Origin of the sequence: Desulfovibrio porci, from assembly GCF_009696265.1 — a bacterium.
In the GTDB taxonomy this organism is placed as follows: Bacteria; Desulfobacterota; Desulfovibrionia; order Desulfovibrionales; family Desulfovibrionaceae; genus Desulfovibrio; species Desulfovibrio porci.
Map to the genome: position 1 here is coordinate 22,951 of NZ_VUMH01000019.1, position 15,455 is coordinate 38,405.

Annotated in this window: 15 protein-coding genes, 1 tRNA gene, 1 other RNA gene and 1 pseudogene; 12 read left to right on the forward strand and 6 right to left on the reverse strand. The window is 57.0% G+C overall.

What is annotated here, in order from left to right; all coding sequences use genetic code 11:
• Nucleotides 1-17: 17 nt before the first annotated feature.
• The 5 genes from ispD to FYJ44_RS13460 all read right to left on the reverse strand — a co-directional run bounded on the left by ispD (nucleotide 18) and on the right by FYJ44_RS13460 (nucleotide 4,551).
• Complete coding sequence (gene ispD / locus FYJ44_RS13440; RefSeq protein ID WP_154513007.1) at nucleotides 18-1,262, reverse strand: 2-C-methyl-D-erythritol 4-phosphate cytidylyltransferase; 1,245 nt, start codon at nucleotides 1,260-1,262, stop codon at nucleotides 18-20.
• Nucleotides 1,263-1,280: 18 nt separating this feature from the next.
• Nucleotides 1,281-1,638, reverse strand: an RNA gene (rnpB, locus tag FYJ44_RS13445) — RNase P RNA component class A.
• A 250-nt stretch (nucleotides 1,639-1,888) separates the two neighbouring features.
• Complete coding sequence (locus FYJ44_RS13450) at nucleotides 1,889-2,665, reverse strand: zinc ribbon domain-containing protein (protein WP_154513009.1); 777 nt, start codon at nucleotides 2,663-2,665, stop codon at nucleotides 1,889-1,891.
• A 16-nt stretch (nucleotides 2,666-2,681) separates the two neighbouring features.
• On the reverse strand, nucleotides 2,682-3,476 hold the full coding sequence (locus FYJ44_RS13455) for a Nif3-like dinuclear metal center hexameric protein (RefSeq protein ID WP_154513011.1): 795 nt from the start codon (nucleotides 3,474-3,476) through the stop codon (nucleotides 2,682-2,684).
• Nucleotides 3,477-3,741: 265 nt separating this feature from the next.
• The gene (locus tag FYJ44_RS13460; RefSeq protein ID WP_154513013.1) at nucleotides 3,742-4,551 is read right to left on the reverse strand and encodes a phosphoribosylformylglycinamidine synthase subunit PurQ; all 810 of its coding nucleotides are present in this window, start codon (nucleotides 4,549-4,551) and stop codon (nucleotides 3,742-3,744) included.
• Nucleotides 4,552-4,754: 203 nt separating this feature from the next.
• On the opposite strand from FYJ44_RS13460, the gene FYJ44_RS13465 reads away from it, so the two are divergent.
• From FYJ44_RS13465 to FYJ44_RS13500, 8 genes are all read left to right on the forward strand, one after another.
• The gene (locus tag FYJ44_RS13465; protein ID WP_154513014.1) at nucleotides 4,755-6,398 is read left to right on the forward strand and encodes a CTP synthase; all 1,644 of its coding nucleotides are present in this window, start codon (nucleotides 4,755-4,757) and stop codon (nucleotides 6,396-6,398) included.
• Between the two features lie 228 nt (nucleotides 6,399-6,626).
• Nucleotides 6,627-8,054, forward strand: a complete 1,428-nt coding sequence (gene rpoN, locus FYJ44_RS13470; protein WP_154513016.1) for an RNA polymerase factor sigma-54 — start codon at nucleotides 6,627-6,629, stop codon at nucleotides 8,052-8,054.
• Between the two features lie 36 nt (nucleotides 8,055-8,090).
• Nucleotides 8,091-8,630, forward strand: coding sequence for a ribosome hibernation-promoting factor, HPF/YfiA family (hpf, locus tag FYJ44_RS13475; protein WP_154513018.1), 540 nt, complete (start codon nucleotides 8,091-8,093; stop codon nucleotides 8,628-8,630).
• A gap of 71 nt (nucleotides 8,631-8,701) precedes the next feature.
• Nucleotides 8,702-9,652 (forward strand): RNase adapter RapZ, encoded by a 951-nt coding sequence (rapZ, locus tag FYJ44_RS13480; protein ID WP_154513020.1) that lies wholly within the window; start codon nucleotides 8,702-8,704, stop codon nucleotides 9,650-9,652.
• 34 nt (nucleotides 9,653-9,686) lie between these two features.
• Nucleotides 9,687-10,130: a PTS sugar transporter subunit IIA gene (locus tag FYJ44_RS13485; protein WP_154513022.1), complete on the forward strand. Its 444-nt coding sequence runs from the start codon at nucleotides 9,687-9,689 to the stop codon at nucleotides 10,128-10,130.
• 3 nt (nucleotides 10,131-10,133) lie between these two features.
• The gene (locus tag FYJ44_RS13490; protein ID WP_154513023.1) at nucleotides 10,134-10,592 is read left to right on the forward strand and encodes a PTS sugar transporter subunit IIB; all 459 of its coding nucleotides are present in this window, start codon (nucleotides 10,134-10,136) and stop codon (nucleotides 10,590-10,592) included.
• Nucleotides 10,593-10,643: 51 nt separating this feature from the next.
• A complete protein-coding gene (locus FYJ44_RS13495; protein WP_229772719.1) occupies nucleotides 10,644-11,282 on the forward strand; it encodes a hypothetical protein in 639 nt (212 codons plus the stop codon).
• 110 nt (nucleotides 11,283-11,392) lie between these two features.
• Nucleotides 11,393-11,469: transfer RNA gene (locus tag FYJ44_RS13500), tRNA-Arg, on the forward strand.
• A 505-nt stretch (nucleotides 11,470-11,974) separates the two neighbouring features.
• Here FYJ44_RS13500 and FYJ44_RS13505 read toward each other — a convergent pair.
• Nucleotides 11,975-12,731 (reverse strand): annotated as a pseudogene (locus FYJ44_RS13505) (IS5 family transposase).
• Nucleotides 12,732-12,784: 53 nt separating this feature from the next.
• Between FYJ44_RS13505 and FYJ44_RS14790 the strand changes: the two are divergent.
• The 4 genes from FYJ44_RS14790 to FYJ44_RS13520 all read left to right on the forward strand — a co-directional run bounded on the left by FYJ44_RS14790 (nucleotide 12,785) and on the right by FYJ44_RS13520 (nucleotide 15,427).
• On the forward strand, nucleotides 12,785-13,063 hold the full coding sequence (locus FYJ44_RS14790) for a tyrosine-type recombinase/integrase (protein WP_229772720.1): 279 nt from the start codon (nucleotides 12,785-12,787) through the stop codon (nucleotides 13,061-13,063).
• Nucleotides 13,064-13,089: 26 nt separating this feature from the next.
• On the forward strand, nucleotides 13,090-13,452 hold the full coding sequence (locus tag FYJ44_RS14795; RefSeq protein ID WP_229772721.1) for a hypothetical protein: 363 nt from the start codon (nucleotides 13,090-13,092) through the stop codon (nucleotides 13,450-13,452).
• 167 nt (nucleotides 13,453-13,619) lie between these two features.
• On the forward strand, nucleotides 13,620-14,954 hold the full coding sequence (locus FYJ44_RS13515; protein ID WP_154513024.1) for a DUF4910 domain-containing protein: 1,335 nt from the start codon (nucleotides 13,620-13,622) through the stop codon (nucleotides 14,952-14,954).
• Nucleotides 14,951-15,427 (forward strand): AAC(3) family N-acetyltransferase, encoded by a 477-nt coding sequence (locus FYJ44_RS13520; RefSeq protein ID WP_154513026.1) that lies wholly within the window; start codon nucleotides 14,951-14,953, stop codon nucleotides 15,425-15,427. The genes FYJ44_RS13515 and FYJ44_RS13520 overlap by 4 nt, the downstream gene beginning before the upstream one ends.
• The last annotated feature ends 28 nt before the right edge of the window (nucleotides 15,428-15,455 follow it).

The following is a 15,455-nucleotide window of genomic DNA, read 5'->3' on the forward strand; positions in this document are numbered from 1 at the left end:
GCGCATCCTTATGGAGATCAGAGGTCCGGAGAAGGAATGGAAGTGGAAAAGGATGGCGCAGCGCCGGTCAGGGCGCTGACCACTGCATAGGCTTTGATGCCTTCGGCCCGGCCGGTAAAGCCCAGGCCTTCCTCGGTGGTGGCTTTGAGATTGACGTGTGCTTTGTCCAGCCCCAGCAGGCGGGCCACATTTTTGCGTATTTCCTCACGGAAAGGCGACAGGCGCGGGGCCTGGGCCACGATGGTCAGGTCGGCATGGCAGAGCGTGACCCCGGCCCCGTACAGCATCTCCAACACCTGATCCAGCAATACGGCCGAGGAGATGCCCTCAAAACGGGCCTGATTGTCGGGAAAATGCCGGCCGATGTCGCCCAGACCGGCGCAGCCCAGCAGGGCGTCCATAAGCGCGTGCAGCAGCACGTCTCCGTCGGAATGGGCCACGACCTCCGGACCGTCCGGAATGGGCACGCCGCCCAGTTTCAGGGGACGCCCCGGTCCGTAGCGATGCACATCGTACCCCATGCCGGTGCAGGGGCGCGGCATGGTCTGGCTCCCGGCCAGCAGGGCAAGATCTTCAGGATTGGTGATTTTCATGTTGGCAGCCTCGCCGGGCACAATATGAACGTCATGCCCCTGGGCTTCCATCAGAGCGGCGTCGTCGGTGACGGTCAGTCCCGCCTCCTGAGCATGCCGGTGGGCCTGGCGCAACAAGTTCAGGTCAAAACCCTGCGGCGTCTGCACCGCCGCCAATCGGGCGCGGGGCAGGGTGGCCGTAACGAGTCCGTTATCCACCAGTTTGATGGTGTCCGTGACGGGCAGGCCGGGGACGACCGCGGAAGCGCCCCGGCGCAAGGCCTCACAGATGCGGCGCGTCAGGGCCGGGCTCAGAAAGGGCCGGGCCGCGTCGTGCACCAGCACATAGCGCGTTTCGCGCGGCAGGGCCGCCAGGCCCAGACGCACGGAATCCTGGCGCAATGCGCCGCCCGCCGTTGTGAGCCAGGGCAGCAGACCCAGGTCATCCCGGGCGTGCAGGGCGCGCAGAGTTTCCTCTTCCGCGGCGCAACGTTCCGGGGGAAAGACAAAAACGACGCCGTCCACAACGGCGCTGCGGCTCATGGTCCGCGCCGCGTGCCAGTACAGCGGGACGCCCCGCCAGCATAAAAACTGTTTGGACAGGCCGCCGATGGCGGCCGCCAGACGGCTGCCCCGTCCGGCGGCGAGAATCAGGGCCCAGATTTTTTCCGGCCGGGAATTTTCAGGCATGGCAAGCCTCTGACAACAAGCGGGAGCCGGACGATAAGCCGGGTTCTGTCATGCGGCAAGCCGCACGTGACCGTCATTCCTCTAGGAGCGCGGTTGCCCGCGCCCTCAAGCAACCTACCCGGAAGGCATGGGTCGGGCCGACCGCCTTCCCTATTTGGTCTTGCTCCAGACGGGGTATGCCGAGCATGCCGCGTCGCCGCGGCATCTGGTGGGCTCTTACCCCACCGTTTCACCCTTACCGCGCATGCGCGGCGGTTTGCTTTCTGTGGCGCTGTCCGAGGGTCGCCCCTCCTGGGTGTTACCCAGCGTCCTGCCCTGTGGAGCCCGGACTTTCCTCTCCGGGCCAAAGGCCCGCAGCGACGGTCTGTCCGGCTCCCGCGAGTTGGTCTGCGGAAGCTCCCGCCGCAATCGGAGGAGTTTCCGCAACTATTTGGGACATTTCAACTTTGAAATGCTTTGAGGCCGTAAGCTAATCAGCTTTATGGTCTGTTAACACTATAGAATTTTTGTTTGCCTGCAAGGAAGATAAGCCTGCTTTGAGGGAGTGTACTCTTCTGGTACTCAACCGAAAAAGCAGGTAAAATCTGACGCGGCAGGTGGATAAAAAGGCATAATGTTAACCTGCCCTAGTCCGTCAGCGGCACCGGCTTGGGAACCGGAGCGGATTCTTCCGGCAGACTGAAATGCTCGCACCAGAAGATCAGGCGCTGGCAGTTGGGGCAGCTCAGGATCTGCTGGCCGCGCTGCAATTCAATGAAGGATTGCGGCGGCACCGCGATATTGCAGCCGGAGCAGACGCCGTCTTTGACGGCCACTATGACCGGATGCTCCAGGCGCACGCGGATGAATTCGTAGCGCATGAACACGGGCTGGGGAATGGCTTTGCTGACCTGGGCGCGCTTCCGGCTCAGACTTTCCAGATTGGCCTTGGCCTTCTGGATCTTTTCTTCCAGACCTTCACGTTTAACTTCAAGTTCGGCCTTGAGGGCGGAGTGATCCCGGTCGATTTCGGCCAGCGTGTCGTTCTGCAACTGCAATTCTTCCATGAGAGTCATCTTTTCTTCCTCACGGGAGCGATTGACTTTCTCCATGCTGTCCATCTCACGCATCATGGCGTGATATTCGCGGGTATTGCCCACCTGCATGAGCTTGTTTTTGCTCTTCTTGATTCTGGCGGAATCGTCGTCGATCTCCAGAGAAAGGCGCTTTTGCTGTTCCTGAAGATGCGCCAGTTTGTCCAGAACGCGATTGCGCTGGGCCTCGGCGGCTTCAAAGCGCTGTTCCAGATCTTCAAGGTCACGGGGCGCGCGCTCCAGTTCCTGCTTGACCGCGAAGATGGCATCGTCCACCTTCTGCAGTTCCACCAACTGCTTTATCTGATCCAAGTAAACGGCATTGCTCATATAATCCTCCTGGGAGTCATGACAAAAGGGCGGGGCGCAACGGCGAAGCCGAAGGCACGAAGACGATATTCAGGCCGTCGAGCCGTTGGGCCAGCAGCCGGCTCATGCGGCGCATCATTTCTTCCTCCAGGCTGTGGTGTCCCACATCCAGCAGGCAGATTTCGGCCTCCAGCGCCGTGTGGTATTTAACGTCGCCGGTGATGAAAAGCTGTGCGCCGGACGCGCGGGCTTCCCGCAGCAGGGAAGAGCCTGAGCCGGTGCAGTAGGCCAGGCGGGAGATTTTTTCCGGCATGGGGCCGCAGACCGTGGCTGTGGACAGTTCGATATGGCGGGCCAGACCGGACGTGATCTGCGCCAGGCTCAGAGGCGTCGGCAGATCCCCGGCCAGACCGAAGCCCAGCGGCAGCGCGGCCTCGACCGGCGGCGGAGCCGTGGGGTCCAGCACCGCCAGGTTGCGCAGCTCCAGTTCGCGCGCCAGCCAGCTGGCCGGGCCGTCGGCATTGACGTCCAGCGAGGTATGGGCGGCGTAAAGCGGCACGTCAGCGGCGAACAGCAGGCGCAAAACCTCATGGTAAGCATCCAGACGTCGGGGCAGGGCGGGCTTGAGCGCCAAAGGGTGGTGGCTCAGAATGCATTGCGCTCCCAACTCCAGGGCCTGACGCACCGAGGCGGGCGTGGGGTCCAGACAGACGGCCAGAACCTCAATCTCGCTTCTGTGCGCGGCTACCTGCAGCCCGGACAGATCCCAGGGCGCGGCGGCCTCCAGAGGTGCGATTTTTTCAATGGCGCTAAATATTTCAGGGAGTTGCATTGATATTGCCCTCAATAAAAAAGGCACTTTCTTGCAGGGAGGCAGAGAAAGCGCCTTGAAAAATCATCCGGCGTGAAAAAGGAAAGCAAAACGTGCAGCAAGCTTGTACATACCTTGTCTGACGCGCGCGGTTTGACGCCGCGCGGCTGTAATGCCGTTACGCCGATGCTGTACTTAATCTAAACAAATTAACCGCAAAACCGGCCCTTGTCAAGGTGGCGTCGCTCCGGCGTTGAACTCAGGGCGAGCCACGCGGACTTTCCCTCTATTGGCCGCGCAGGTAGCGCACGGCATTAACAAAAAGCAGGGTTCCCGGCGGGTCCAGTTCGCCCCTGGTCCAGGCGGGATGATTGGTCACATGATGGAAGGCTTCGGGGTGGGGCATGAGACCCAGCACGCGGCCCGTGGGGTCCGTAAGACCGGCAATGGCCAACGGCGAACCATTGGGATTAAGGGGATATTCCTGCGTAGGAGCGCCGCTTTCCGGATCGGCGTACTGCAGGGCGATGAGCTGTTCGGCCTCAATACGGCGCAGGCATTCCGCGTCACGGGGGACGAGCTTGCCTTCGCCGTGGCGCACGGGCATGGCCAGCAGGGGCAGGCCCTTGGTGAAGACGCAGGGACTGTCGGGATTGGGCAGCAGATGCACCCAACGGTCTTCAAAGCGCGCGGAGTCGTTGTGCCCCAGAGATGCCTGACGCTCAAAGCGGACTCCGCCCAGAGAAGGCAGCACGCCCAGCTTGACCAGCAGCTGAAAGCCGTTGCAGATGCCGAGGATCAGCTTGCCCTGATCCAGAAAATCCCGCAGGCTTTGCAGCAGCGGCGTGCCCGCCGCGTCTTTCAGATAGCGCCAGCGCATGGCCGCCGTCTGAGCCGCGCCCAGATCGTCGCCGTCCAGAAAGCCGCCCGGAAAAATCAGGAAGTGGTAGTCCGCAAGACGCACGTCGCCCGCCACCAGATCGGAGAAATGCACCACGTCGGCCCTGTCGGAACCGGCCAGGCGGGCCGTGTGCGCGGTTTCCAGATGCGAATTGGTGCCGTAGCCGGTGATAACCAGTGTGTTGACCGTAACCATGCGGGAGGAGCCTCCTTGGAGCAGCCTGCGAGACGCCCGATCCGGGCAAACGCCCCTGCCACAAGGTGGGGCGTGTGCTGAAAAAGGGAAAATTACACTACGTATCTTGCCGGACTTAGTCAATGCTAGCCAAAAAAAACAATTCGGTGTATCAGCAGCCGGATACACGGAATTGCGCATTCAAGCAAAACAGGTGGGAGGACATGAAAACCAAATTTATCTTTGTGACGGGCGGGGTGTTGTCTTCACTGGGCAAAGGCCTGGCGGCCGCCTCGCTGGGCGCGCTGCTGCAGACGCGCGGCCTTTCGGTGACCATTCAGAAGCTGGATCCCTATATCAATGTGGATCCTGGCACCATGAATCCCTTCCAGCACGGCGAAGTGTTCGTGACCGACGACGGGGCTGAAACCGACCTTGATCTGGGCCACTACGAGCGCTACCTCAACGTGCCCATGTCGCGCAAGAACAACACCACCTCGGGCGCCATTTACAACCATGTCATCGCCAAGGAACGTCACGGGGATTATCTGGGCGCCACCGTGCAGGTCATCCCGCATATCACCGACGAGATCAAGCAGACCGTGCTTTCCCTGGCCGAGGGCGAGGGCGCGCCGGACGTCGCCATCATTGAGATCGGCGGCACGGTAGGCGACATTGAGGGCCTGCCTTTTCTGGAGGCCATCCGCCAGTTGCGCTCGGAACTGGGGCGCGACAACTGCCTGAACATCCACCTCACCCTGGTGCCCTATCTGCGTTGTGCCGGCGAGCACAAGACCAAGCCTACCCAGCACAGCGTCAAGGAACTGCTTTCCATCGGCATTCAGCCGGATATTATCCTCTGCCGCTGCGAACAGAGCATTCCTCAGGAAATGCGCAAGAAGATCGCTTTGTTCTGCAATGTGGACCAGGACGCGGTCTTTTCCTCCGTGGATGTGGACAATATTTATGAAGTGCCCCTTAAGTTCTATGAAGAAGGCTTTGACCAGAAAGTGGCCATCATGCTGCGTCTGCCCGCGCGCAACGCCCATCTGGAGTCCTGGGAAAAGCTGGTCCACGACTGTGCCAACCCGCAGGGCAAGGTGACCATCGCCATTGTGGGCAAGTATGTGGATTTGAAAGAGGCCTACAAGAGTCTGCACGAGGCTCTGATCCACGGCGGCGTGGCCAACCGGGTGGCCGTCGAACTGCGCTACGTCAATTCTGAAAACGTGACCGAGCAGAACGCGGCCGCGGTGTTCAAGGGCTGTGACGGCATTCTGGTGCCCGGCGGCTTCGGCTATCGCGGCGTGGAAGGCAAGATCGCGGCCATCCGCTACGCCCGCGAAAAGCGCGTGCCGTTCTTCGGTATCTGCCTGGGCATGCAGTGCGCGGTCATTGAGTTCGCACGTCATGTGGCTGGCCTGGAGGATGCCAATTCCGAGGAATTCAATCCCCTGTCGGACCACAAGGTCATTTATCTGATGACCGAGTGGTTCGACTTCCGCACCAAGAATGTGGAAAAGCGCGACGCCAGCAGCGACAAGGGCGGAACCATGCGCCTGGGCACCTATCCCTGTAAGGTGCAGCCCGGCACCAAGGCTCACGAAGCCTATAAAAAGGATATGGTCGATGAGCGGCATCGCCACCGCTACGAATTCAACAACGCCTTCAAGGAAATTCTGGGACAGAAGGGTATGGTCTTCAGCGGCACGGCCCCAGATGACTCCCTGGTGGAAATCATGGAACTGCCCGACCATCCCTGGTTTTTGGGCTGTCAGTTCCACCCCGAATTCAAGTCCCGCCCCATGGATGCCCACCCCTTGTTCCGCGAATTCATCAAGGCGGCCAAAAAACAATCCAAGGCCTGAGCATGGGATTTTACCCGGTTTGAAGCGCGAAAAAGGGAGGCATTCCGCCTCCCTTTTTCGCGTACTTGGGGCGGCGCCTTGGCGGCTGGGGAAAAACAGCGGGGCGCGCCTATTCCCTGCTTACACCCGCAGACTTCGGCTATTGCATAATTTTTCAGCGTATGGCACAATTCTTGTAAATAAGAAATCCGTTCAGACGTTTCATCTCTTCAGCGTAAAAGAGCAGGCATGGCACTGGAACTTCGTCAGCAATTGAAATTGGCCCAGCAGCTGGTTATGACGCCGCAACTGCAGCAGGCCATCAAACTACTTCAGCTTTCGCGCCTGGAGCTGCTGGAAACCGTGCAGCAGGAGATGCTGGACAATCCTTTTCTTGAAGAGTCTTCCGGTGATGACGCTGTCGATCCGGCCGCGCAGAGCGAGCGCCGGGACGGCGTTGAAGAGGAAGTCTATGACAAGGAATTGGCCAAGGACGCCTCGTGGGAGGATTACCTCGGCGAGTTCGCCAGTACCCCCCGACTGGTGCAGCCGCGCGAGTTTGAAGCGGCGGAAGAAATTTCTCCTCTGGAAGCCCGCTACGCCGCCAAGCCCACCCTGGAAGGTCATCTGCTCTGGCAGTTGCGCCTCTCCACTCTGACCGACGCGCAGAAGGAAATCGGCGAGGTCATTATCGGCAATCTGGCTTCTTCCGGCTATTTGCAGGCCACGCTGGAAGAAATCGCGGAGATGACCATGTCCACGCCCGACGAGGTGCGGACCGTGCTGGAGCGGGTGCAGTTTTTCGATCCTATCGGCGTGGCCGCGCGTGATGCGCGCGAGTGCTTGCTGATCCAGCTGAAAAGCCTGAATTACGATCGCGATCCCATTTTGCTGGAGCTGGTCCAATCCCACCTGGAGGATCTGGAAGCTAAGCGCTACAAGCCGCTGTTGCGCAAGTTCAAGCTGGATATGGAGGAACTCAAGGAATATCTGGACATCATCCAGAGCCTTGACCCGCTGCCCGGCGCGAGTTTCGGCGGCGGCGAACCCACCTACGTGAGTCCGGACGTCTTTGTCTACAAGATGGGCGCTGAATTCATCATTCTGCTCAATGAGGACGGGCTGCCGCAATTGCAGCTCTCCTCGCTCTGCCACATGGACATGGGGCCCTCCTCGGACAAGGAAAAGGAATACTGCGCGGAAAAAATGCGCTCGGCTTCCTGGCTGATCAAGAGCCTGTATCAGCGCCAACGCACGCTGTACAAGGTGGTGGAGAGCATTGTGCGCCATCAGCAGCCCTTTTTCGAAGACGGCGTCACCAAGCTGGCTCCGTTGATCCTGAAGGACATCGCCGACGACATCGGCATGCATGAATCCACGGTCAGCCGGATCACCACTAATAAATATGTAGCCACACCCCACGGGATTTTCGAACTGAAGTTTTTCTTCAACAGCGGTCTTGAGCTGGATGACGGCAGTCAGGTCGGTTCGGAAAGCGTCAAGGCCCTGATCAAGAAATTCATCGCCGATGAGGACCCCAAGGCTCCTCTGAGCGACGAACGCATCGGCGAGATGCTCAAGGACCGCCTGAAAGTGAATATCGCTCGGCGTACGGTGGCCAAATACCGTACGGCGCTGGACATTCCCTCGTCATCACGGCGCAAGGAGCACTTCTGATCCCGCAGCGGTGCTTTGCAATCCCAAGGAGGAAACATGAATATCTCTTTCGCCTTCAAGAACTTCGAGGCCTCCGATCACCTGAAGAAGTATGCCCGCCGCCGCATGGAAAAGCTGGGGCGTTTTTACGGCAAGTCCGCCGGTCTGGAAGTGAATGTCGTGCTTACGGTGGATAAGTTCCGTCATCGCTGCGAAGTGACCGTCAGCGGCGAAGGCCTGCACATTAACGCTACGGAGCAAACCTCCGATATGTATGCGGCCATCGACCTTGTGACCGACAAGGTGGAAGCTCAGATCAAGAGGCAGGTTTCCCGGGTCAAGGAGCAGCGCCGCAAGGCCCGCAACGCCGAGGTGGATGTCTTTACCTATAACCTGGAAGCCCAGCCCGAGGAAAACCAGACCGTGGTGGGCACAGACCGTTTCGCGCCCAAGCCGCTGCATCTGGATGAAGCGCTGATGCAGCTGGATTCCATCGGTAGTGAATTTCTGGTCTTTCTCAATGCCGAAAGCAACCGCGTCAATGTGGTCTACCGGCGGCGCACCAGCGGTTACGCCCTGATCGACCCCGTGCTGTAGGTTGATCCATATTTTTATCCGCCGGGCCGGACCCGTATTTCGGCCCGGCGGCTCTCCGCGAAGCATATGTCATGAGCACGCCACAACCACCCCGCCGCGGCCCTTCCAGCGCGGATTCGTCCGCGGACGCTCCCAGAGTCGTTCCGGAGCGCGCCGTGCAGGTTTGTATTGTCACCGGTCTCTCCGGCGCCGGTAAAAGTACTGCCTTGCAGGTTTTTGAAGATTTGCGCTATCTTGCCGTGGACGGCTTGCCCGCGAGCCTGGCTCCGGAAATGGTCGGCATGATGGAACGGCCTTCCATGAGCCATTTCCAAGGCATTGCTTTGGGCATGGACATGCGCCAGAACAATTTTCTGGATGAAATCAACGACGCCCTGAGTGCCATGGCCGCCAAGGGCATCCGTCCGCTTTTGCTGTTTCTGGAGGCCGACGCGCAGGAGCTCATGCGCCGCTACGCCACCACCCGCCGCCCGCATCCGCTGGAACGCGAAGGCATGGGCCTTGAAGCCGCCCTTGCCGCCGAGCGTAACCGCCTGCGCATCTTGCGGGAAATGGCGGATCTGGTCATCGATACCTCACGTTTTTCCATCCATGACCTGCGGCGCTCCATTCAGAAGCGCTGGAGCGGCAACAAGGATAAATTGCGCGCCATCCGCGTCAATGTGATTTCCTTTGGCTTCAAATATGGGGTTCCCCGCGAAGCGGATATGGTTTTCGATCTGCGCTTCCTGCCCAATCCATATTTTGTGGAAGGTCTGCGTCCCCTTTGCGGCAAGGACAAGGTCGTGTCCGACTATGTTTTCGCCTCGTCCAGTGCTGTGGAATTCCGCAAAAAATTGCTGGATCTGCTTTTTTTTATGCTGCCGTTGATGGAGGCCGAAGGCCGCTATCGCGTCACCATTGCCGTGGGCTGCACCGGCGGGCGGCACCGTTCCGTTGCCATGGCCGAGGAATTGTCACAGGCGCTCCGCCAGGCGGACTATCCGGCCTCTCTGGAGCACCGGCACCTTGAACTTGGCTGAAAAAGCTGGCAGGTTGTGAACCGCGAGGAATGCCATGACGGATGAAAGCAAGACGACACAAGTCGGAATAATTGTGGTTTCTCATGCGGACTACGGTTCAGCCATGTTGCGCACGGCCGAGTTTATTTTGGGGCCGCTGAGCGATTGCAGCTCCATCAGTGTTGATGTGGCGCATGAAGTTTCCGAAACAGTACGCCGCCTGGACGATGCGGCTCAGCGTCTGGACAAGGGGGCGGGCGTCATCATCCTTACGGATATGTTTGGCGGCACGCCCACCAATCTGGCGCTTTCCCTGCTGGGCAGCCATAAGGTGGAAGTTGTTACGGGCGTCAATCTGCCCATGCTGCTGAAAGTTTTCACGTCACGTGACAAACAGCTGGATGAACTGGCCCAGCTTGCCGGCGAGGCCGGGGCCAAGGGCATTGTTGTGGCCGGCAGTATGCTGCGGAACAAAGCCCGCGACAAAGCGGGCGACTGATATATGTGGTTTCGTGTGGACAACCGCCTGGTGCATGGTCAGGTGATCGAGGCTTGGCTGCCGTATACCGGGACCAGACATCTGATTGTGGCCAATGACGAACTGGCTGCGGATATGCTGCGCCAGCAAATTGTGGAACTGGCTGTTCCCCAACGCGTAACCACCCATTTTGTCCCTGTGCGCGATTTGGCGGCCACGCTGGACAAGTGCGGTGAAGACAGTTTCGTGCTGTTCGCCAATTGCCAGGACGCCCGCCGGGCTTGCGACGACGGCATTGAAATGTCGGTGCTGAATATGGGCAATCTGCATTACGGACCTGATAAGTTGCAGTTGCTGCCCCATGTGGCGCTTTCCACGCAGGACAGGGAAGATTTGCGCATTATCAGACAACATCTTGTGCAACTGGACTTTCGCTGCGTGCCCACTGAAAACGTGCGAGGCTCTTATGATCAACTTCTCTGAGCTGATGCAGACAGGGCTTCCATACGCTTTTTTTTTGTCCTGGCAGGGGCGGTGCGCTCATCTTGTATTGTCGGCCTGCTGGACAGACCCCTCTGTTTGGCGCTGATCGCGGGCATCTGTACTTCTGACTGGGCTCTGGCCCTGTCCCTCGGCATTATTCTTGAACTGCTCTGGCTGGATGTGCTGGAACTGGGCAGCGTCGTGCCCCCGTTCGGCAGTCTGAGCTTTTTGCTGCTTTTTCCGTTGGCCGTGCATTTCGGTCTGAATCAGCCGGGAGAGTTGTTGCTGCCCCTGATTCTGGTCATGCTGGCCGCGTACTTGGGCGCTTTTCTGGAACGCAGTCTGCGTATTCATGAAAATCGGCTGGTGGACAGGGTTGAAGCCTGGTGCGCCGGTGACGGCTTTACGCTTGCGCCTGCGGGTGCGGTGTTGCGCGTCGCGCTGCTTCGGGCTTTCTTGCAGTTTTTATTGTATGCCCTGTGCTACGCCTTGTTGTTCTGTCTGCTTGCCGTGCTGACGGCGCGTCAGGCCCTGCCGCAGCTCTTGGTGCTGAACTGGCCCATGCTCTATGCGGCGGCCCTGATGGGGGCGGTGCTTTCGTTGCGCACGCACCGCGCCTATATGGTGCTGGTCGGCAGTCTGGGAACATTGGCTCTGCTGATCTGGGTCGAAGAGAAGGGACTGTTCTGAAGCCATACGACTTTCCATCGCTTTTCGCAGTCGCCCATTGTTTCGACATGCATGCATCTGCTAGGACCTGTTCTTGACATGCGCACCAAGAGCCCCTACAAGGGGGCAACGCGCTCGTAGCTCAGTTGGATAGAGCGATAGCCTCCTAAGCTGTAGGCCGCAGGTTCGATTCCTGCCGGGCGCACCAGAATTAAATCAAGGGGTTACGTCTCTTTTGGGCGTATCCCCTTTTCCTTTCTTGCGACCTGATTGCGACCAAAGGTCGCAAAGACAGCCTCCCAAATTTTTTCATTGCCGAACAATTTCCAGGTACCTGTGTCTGGCTGCTGCTCTCAGCTCGTTATCCATTTTTGGATGCGAGCCTGACAATTTTTTGCGCTGAACTCCATCTGGCCAATCTTCCATATGGCCTGAAGTGAGTGGAGTCTCCTGTCCCTTCCTGCTTTTATCTCCTGATGACTTGCTGCGCCCCCGTGCCCCGCCCTGATTGCTCCCGGACTGTGGGGTAGGTGCGAGACTTAGTCTAGCGCTGTCCCTGGCTGTGCGTGATGCCCAAATTGAACGATTCACCATGCCTCCAGAGGGACTGGCGGCACAGAGCCAAGCCCGGAGAACACAAAAAAAGCTGCTGACCAGAACTTCAGCGGCTTCGCAGAACATTTGTTCTTACAGACAACTAGGTTTAGGACTCATTAATTAAGATAGAAAATAACGATAACTGCGATGCAAAAGGCCGAAAAGAACGTATGCGCACACCGGTCATAGGCATTGCAATCCGTCGCCAGTCTTTAATTCTACAAAACATGTTTTCAATTTTGTGACGCTGTTTATAGAGGTCTTTATCATACGTGACAGGTGTCTTTCGAGTTTTCCTAGGAGGTATACAGGCCGTAATACCTTTTTCAAGTAAAGCCGTTCGGAACCAGTCGGCATCATACCCTCGGTCAGCGAGCAGTTCCCTGGCGTTGGGCAAAGCGTCCAAAAACTGTGCTGCCCCTTTGTAGTCACTCATTTGGCCCGGAGATAAGAGAAGAAGAATCAGCCTGCCTTCACCATTACAAACGGCGTGAAGTTTGGAGTTCAGTCCGCCTTTTGTCCGCCCGATACAGCGGGAAAGAGCCCTTTTTTGAGCAAGCTTGCTGCCGTACGATGGGCTTTAAGGTGGGTGGCATCAATCATTAGCCGCTCTGTATCCCCTTGTTTTTCAACAAGTTCCATAAATATTTTGTTGAAAACGCCAAGTCTGCTCCAGCGTATAAACCTGTTATACAAGGTTTTATGTGGCCCGTACTCGCGAGGTGCGTCTTTCCACTGAAGTCCATGTTTTATGACGTAAATGATTCCGCTGAGTATCCGCAAATCGTCAACGCGCGGAATGCCATGGGACAAAGGAAAATATGGCTTGATCCGATCAAGCTGGGCACGGGAAAGATAAAAGAGAGTACTCATAGCTCACCTCTTGGCACACTATGAGTACTCTTTTACAAACTTTTTGACAATTAATGAGTCCTGAACCTAGGCAAGTCGCCCTGCTCTTCCCCGGGCAGTCGGCAGGCAAGCCGCTTTCCGATGTCTATTTGTACTGGAAAAAGCTGCGCCAACGGCTTGGCCTAGACAATGTGCGTATTCACGACTGGCATACCTTTGCCAGTCTGCTGGTCAATAACGGTCATCCCCTTTACGAGGTACAGGAACTTCTGGGCCACAGCGACCCCAGAACAACCACTCGCTATGCCACCTGGAGCAAAACTCCCTGCTCAGGGGGTTCAAAATATCAGTGATTTGCTGGCTGACAATGATGATGCCAGTGCTGCTGGTAGCCCTGGCCGTGCAGATAAAAAATCCGGCCTTGTGGCCCGGAAACCTACCAGCAAGAAACGCAAGCCGGATGAGTACACGCCGCTCAATACACGGCAAGCAAGGCACAAAAAACAGGATCACCAAAGCGAGGAGGAGAGCCGAAGGCAAGCATCAGAAAGTCCGGATAGGCGCGAATTTGGGCCTGATCAAGGATTTTGGGGGATGTGTCCGTTACTCATTAACAGACGAACTGTGGGTGATCCCACAATGTCTAATACTCGCAAAGGCGGCTTTTAGCAAGACTGCTGCACCCCAAAAAAATGAACACCAATTTCGTCTTGAAAAATTATCTGTAATTTTAACAAGATAGACTAAGCATTTTTCGCAATAGCCATAATCACCCACAGTTCGTCTGTTAGTGAGATGAACTATGGCTCAGGGGGACTGAAAAGACTCATATACTGCCCCCCATTAAAGATGGCCGGAAGGACAGCTTGCCATAGAGGATGCATCCCACGGTAAAGGACGAATTGTAAAATGACGCAAAGCTCAGCCCGGCAGGGCGAATCTCATCTGCTTCTGCCCAATACAGACATTGAAGACATGGCACGCGTGCTTGCCCCTCTGTCGCGCCACCTAGTTTCAGATGGCTATGATGCAGCACTTGACGCACTGGCAAGCCGTTTTCCCATGCGTATTCATGCCTACCCCACAGGCATTAGCGCCTTTACCTGGATTGTTCCTGAACGCTGGCTATGTCGCGAGGCTGCGCTGGAGACCCTAGACGGCCAAAAAATATTTTCAGCAGAAGACAATCTCTTGCATGTGGTATCGTACTCCCTGCCGTTTTCCGGCACAGTCAGCCGAGAAGAGCTTTTTGCACATTTGCATACGCCACCAGCTCCTGCAGCAGAGCGCTGCCCGGATGCCATCCCCTTTGTCTTCAAATACTATGATCGCGATTGGGGCTTGTGCTGCTCTGCCAGACAAAAGGCGGCCCTCACTGCTGACACCTACAGGGTACGCATTGACAGTGCTTTTTCCGCCGGGGCTGTCAAAGTAGGAGAAGTGCTGGTTACAGGGCAACGCAAGGATTGCATAGTTTTTTGTGCCCATCTCTGCCACCCCGGGCAGTTTAATGACGGTCTTTCCGGAGTGCTGGCAGGTTTGAAGCTCACGGAGCGGCTGCAAAGGCGCAGCAATCTGCGCTACAGCTATCGCATGCTCATTTTGCCGGAGACCATCGGTTCTGCCTGTTGGCTTTCGCACAATCCAGATGTCATCCCCCAGCTCAAGGGTGGCCTGTTTCTGGAAACGCTTGCCACAGCATACCCACATGTACTCATGCACTCCAACCAACCAACAAGCTGGTTTGACAGGCTTTGCACTGTAGTGCTGAGACATGAAAATGCAGGCAATACAGATGTGCCATTTCTTGGGTCATTGCTCAATGATGAACGCATGTTCAACGCTACAGGCATTCAGTGCCCGATGTGTTCGTTGATGCGAGTTGCGCCCAGAAGCGACGACCTTTGGCCATATGCCACATATCACACCAGCCTTGATGTCTGCGAAAATGCTGATTTCGCTAATTTGCAAAAGTCCATTGACCTGCTTGAACAGATTGTAAATGCCACGGAGGCAGATTGCGTGCCGCGCCCCCTCTGGCAGGGCGAGCTGTTTGTCAGCAGGTATAATGGCTTGGACTACGAACGAGATGGGAAAATTTTGCGCGAAATCACCTACAGTATGGATGGCAAACGCTCCATAAACGATATTGCCCAGCTGCGGAATGCAGATTTCTTTGAAATCAAGCGGGTGCTGGATATTTTGGCAGAAGAAGGGCTTGTGACCCATGAGGCCTGTTTATGAATACCTATACAATAAAAAATATAGAGCATGCTCTGGATGAATTAGATATTCAACGCGGCGATTGTGTCCTGGTTCGAGCAGATCTGCGTTATCTTGGCCTTTTTGCTCCAGAACCGCGCCAAGCTCCGGCAGTTTTGTTTCAGGCATTAGCACACCGCGTGGATCTCACGGTAGGAACTTTGCTTGTTCCTACCGGCAGTTTGAGCCTGTGCAATAGCTCTACACCCTTTGACCCGAAAACAACGCCAAGTGAGTTAGGCGTTTTTTCCGAGTATGTTCGCACACGCGAAGGGGCAGTGCGCAGCTTTCATCCCTTTTTTTCCTATACAGCTTTGGGGGCTGAAGCAGAGGAGATATGCTCCTCTGTACCTAGGTGTAATGTTCCAATAGGTTGTTCACCCTGCCTCAAGCCGGTAAAGCTGGAGTTGACAGACAACAGTAAACCGAGCCGAGGACAGGGTGAACAGCCATAAGAATGCCAAATTGACTGCACGCGGTCGA